The 2,605-nt window shown below is 41.0% G+C and carries 4 protein-coding genes; 1 reads left to right on the top strand and 3 read right to left on the bottom strand.

The genetic code is table 11. The annotated features are described in order from the left end of the window. Window positions 1–52: 52 nt before the first annotated feature. Genes AB5Z52_RS16585 through AB5Z52_RS16575 form a run of 3 tightly spaced genes read right to left on the bottom strand, consistent with a single transcriptional unit; the run spans window position 53 to window position 2,077 of the window. Complete coding sequence (locus tag AB5Z52_RS16585) at window positions 53–859, bottom strand: carbohydrate ABC transporter permease (protein ID WP_288551833.1); 807 nt, start codon at window positions 857–859, stop codon at window positions 53–55. Between the two features lie 11 nt (window positions 860–870). Beyond that, window positions 871–1,833 (bottom strand): sugar ABC transporter permease, encoded by a 963-nt coding sequence (locus AB5Z52_RS16580; RefSeq protein ID WP_003127344.1) that lies wholly within the window; start codon window positions 1,831–1,833, stop codon window positions 871–873. Between the two features lie 19 nt (window positions 1,834–1,852). Next, a complete protein-coding gene (locus AB5Z52_RS16575; protein WP_003127343.1) occupies window positions 1,853–2,077 on the bottom strand; it encodes a helix-turn-helix transcriptional regulator in 225 nt (74 codons plus the stop codon). 158 nt (window positions 2,078–2,235) lie between these two features. On the opposite strand from AB5Z52_RS16575, the gene AB5Z52_RS16570 reads away from it, so the two are divergent. Beyond that, window positions 2,236–2,574: a helix-turn-helix domain-containing protein gene (locus tag AB5Z52_RS16570; RefSeq protein WP_003127342.1), complete on the top strand. Its 339-nt coding sequence runs from the start codon at window positions 2,236–2,238 to the stop codon at window positions 2,572–2,574. Window positions 2,575–2,605 lie beyond the last annotated feature (31 nt).

Raw genomic sequence — 2,605 nt, 5'->3', positions numbered from 1 at the left:
TATTATTGGGAATCCCAGCTTAAATCATAGATACCGTAAGGGATTTTATTCTTTATTTAAAACTTTGCAACAGAACCATTTTCAGCATAAGCAATTCAGATTCCGCACTACCGGCAATGATTTGGTTCATATCTTGGCCAAACTGTCCCTGAACCAGTATTTCTCGCAGAATAATCTGCAGAGGATACTTGGCACGATCCTGTAAATAAATCAACGCGTCAAAGTAGGCATTCCAGCGACCGACACCATAGAACATTGCCATCACTGCGATGATCGGGGTAGCCAGAGGCAAGACGACTTTCCATAATAACCATAAATCGTTGGCACCATCGATATAAGCGCTTTCAATCAAATCATTAGGAATATTTTGACTGAAATACGTACGCATCAAAATCATATTATAAACACCCAACGCTCCAGGCAAGATCATGACCCAAAGTGTGTTAACGATCCCTAACTGCTGATTGACTAAATAAGTGGGGATCAACCCTCCGCTAAAAAACATCGTAATCGTAAAAAATAAAGTAAAGAAACGCTTGCCTCGTAAGCCGGAACGAGACAATGGGTAGGCAGCAATCGTCGTGACGATTAAGTTGATCACTGTCCCTAAACCCGTGTAGATCACTGCGTTGCGAAAACTCGTCCAGATATCACTGCTCTTGAGCACTTCCTTGTACCCTTCAACATTTAATCCACGGGGATACAAAAGCAACGGGACCTCATAGATCCTAGTGGGATCACTGAAGGAAGCATTGACCACAAAGATAAGCGGATATAAGATAATCAGGGCAATCAGACTGACCAGTAAGATATTGATAGTATTAAACAGTTTATCCCCTTTCGTTGCTGATACTTTCATTCGTTTTCCTCCTACCAAAGACTCGATTCATTTGTCTTTTGTGCTAGTTTATTAACAATAAATAAAACAATAAAATTAATCACGTTATTAAAAAGACCGACTGCAGCAGAGAAACTATACTCCCCATTTATGATCCCCATTTTATAGGTATATGTCGAAAGCACCTCAGAGGAAGCGAGATTCGCAGCGTTCTGTAAGAGAAAAGTCTTCTCAAAGCCCACGGATAAAATGCTTCCTGTCGCCAATATCGTGGAGATCACGATGGTCGGCATGATGGAAGGAATCGTGATATGACGAATACATTGCAAGCGAGAGGCACCATCCAAGTAAGCGGCTTCATATTGATCGGGAGAGATCCCGGACATCGCTGCCGTATAAATCAACGTTCCCCACCCCACACCTTGCCAGACGCCCGACCACACATAGATATGCGGAAACCATTTAGGACTTCCGAGAAAATCGATCGATGGAAACCCAAATGTATTCAGCAACATATTAATCATGCCATCTTGACTTGAAAAAAAGAATTGAACCATCCCGATCACGACAACCACCGAAATAAAATTTGGGATGTATGAAATCGTCTGAGCGGTTGATTTGAACCATTTCCGATTCAATTCATTGAATAATAACGCCAAAATGATCGGTAATGGTACACTGACCAACAAACTGTAAAGACTCAAGCGCAAGGTATTAACAATGATCTCGAGAAAAAAATAGGAAGCAAAAAAACGCTCAAAGTGCTTCAATCCCACCCAAGGGCTACCTAAGATCCCAAATGCGGGAGAATAATCTTTGAATGCGATAATCACGCCATACATTGGCCAATAATTCCAGATCACGACAAAAATAACTGGAATGATCAGCATGACGTAGAGCCACTTGTGTTTCTTTAAATCTTTTTTTAGATCCTGGAAATTTCTTTTGTTTTTACCCAGATAGCCGATTTTTGCAACTGTACCTTTTACAGGCATCTTGAGTCCCCTCCTCCATTTAACTAGGTTTGTCTTTTTGTGTCGTTATGTTACCTTCGATGCTAAAAAAATACGTCCAATCAAATTGGAGCACTTTACCGATCCGCTTCGCTACTTCTACACTTGGTCGGCGTTTTCCTCGTTCAATCATATTGTAATATGTTCGCTCAATTTCGGATTCCTTAGCTACTTGATCCTGAGTGAGTCCATTTTTTTCACGTTGCCTAATGAGCCACTCCCGCATACAGTTCCCTCCTTCTTCGGAATGTAACGTTTCGACACACACTCATTATATGTTTCCTTATGACACTTGTCAACGACATTTAGTAACAAATAGACACCAACCGACTCTTTTTTTCTAAGTAACGGTGTGTTACTATCACGAGAGAGGCAGGTGTCATTATGTTTCCGCAAATCATAAAAAAATTACGTCTGGAAAAGAAGTTAACTCAGCAAGAAGTGGCAGACAAAATCGGGATCACACGTCCAGCTTATACTGCCTATGAATCAGGAAAAAGAGAGCCCGACTTTAGCATGCTGCAAGTGTTAGCCGATCTATTTGGTGTGTCGACCGACTATCTCTTAGGCCGATCTGATAAGAGACACCTCTATCCTAAAGTAGAAAGTGACTTGATCAGTTCCCATATCGATGAATCAATCTCAGAAGAAGGAATCAAAGAAATCCTCACGTTCATTGATTTTGTCAAAGAACGCGAGCAAAAAAAAAGACCATCTGAATGAAGCGACCCCCAAAAGTTAGACCAAAAAATCT

Source organism: Enterococcus sp. RTP21361st1_A6_RTP21361_211029, from assembly GCF_040910045.1.
In the GTDB taxonomy this organism is placed as follows: domain Bacteria; phylum Bacillota; class Bacilli; order Lactobacillales; family Enterococcaceae; genus Enterococcus_D; species Enterococcus_D gallinarum.
Note: the sequence above shows the minus strand (reverse complement) of the source record. Positions and strands in the feature narration are given on the sequence as shown.

Excerpts from the sequence above, each read along its gene's own strand:
- AB5Z52_RS16570 (WP_003127342.1), top strand. The coding sequence starts at position 2,236 with ATGTTTCCGCAAATCATAAAAAAATTACGTCTGGAAAAGAAGTTAACT.
- AB5Z52_RS16580 (WP_003127344.1), bottom strand. The coding sequence starts at position 1,833 with ATGCCTGTAAAAGGTACAGTTGCAAAAATCGGCTATCTGGGTAAAAAC.
- AB5Z52_RS16585 (WP_288551833.1), bottom strand. The coding sequence starts at position 859 with ATGAAAGTATCAGCAACGAAAGGGGATAAACTGTTTAATACTATCAAT.
- AB5Z52_RS16575 (WP_003127343.1), bottom strand. The coding sequence starts at position 2,077 with ATGCGGGAGTGGCTCATTAGGCAACGTGAAAAAAATGGACTCACTCAG.